The organism is Haemophilus sp. HMSC61B11 (assembly GCF_001838615.1).
Lineage (GTDB): Bacteria > Pseudomonadota > Gammaproteobacteria > Enterobacterales > Pasteurellaceae > Haemophilus_D > Haemophilus_D parainfluenzae_AD.
Window position 1 is genome coordinate 1 of record NZ_KV837959.1, and the last position, 784, is coordinate 784.

General features: G+C 37.6%; 1 pseudogene. It reads left to right on the plus strand.

What is annotated here, in order from left to right:
- Positions 1-784 (plus strand): annotated as a pseudogene (locus HMPREF3263_RS03735) (hypothetical protein); the annotation flags it as partial.

Below are 784 nucleotides of genomic sequence, written 5' to 3' on the forward strand. Positions count from 1 at the left end.
TTTAGATGTAAATGGTGAAAGTGTTGCTACCTTAAATGACGGCTTGAAGTTTACAGGTAATAATGAAAGTAAAGTAAACAAACATAAGCTAAACACTCTAGTGAAAATCAAGGGTGAAGGTGTAAGTGAAGCTGAGTCAAACACATTTAAATCTGCAACAGGTAATATCAATGTTAAAGCAGACGGTGCAAGTACATTAGAAGTTCAGTTAGCGAAGGACTTGAAGGGTTTAAATAGTGCTGAATTTAAAGATGCTACAGGTGATGTAACCAAAATCACTCCGGCAGGTGTGACAGTTAATAAAGCGGATAACTTGAACCCGGATGGTTCAGCTAAAGATCCAAAGAAAACTGTATCAATATCTAATACTGGTGTGAATGCAGGTAGTAACAAAGTTACTAATGTCGCAGATGGTGAAGTTAATGCCAAGAGCAAAGATGCAGTAAACGGTAGTCAGCTATACTCATTGGGCGATACTATCAATAAGAAAATTGATGGTATGGGCTTTAATTTAACCACTAATGGTACTGAAACACCGGCGCTATCTGATGCTGATAAACGCATTGTAAGCAATGAAACATTTGCAATAAACCAAGGTAAAAATATCAAGGTAACTCAAATAGCAAATGGTTATGAAATTGCTACAGCGGATAACATGACGTTAGGAGAAAAAGCCGAGAATGGTCAACCGGGTAGTGATGGTTCATTAGCGGTTAAAGGTAAAGATGGTTCTGCAGTATCAATTAACGGGAAGGATGGTTCAATTGGTTTATCGGGTAAAGAT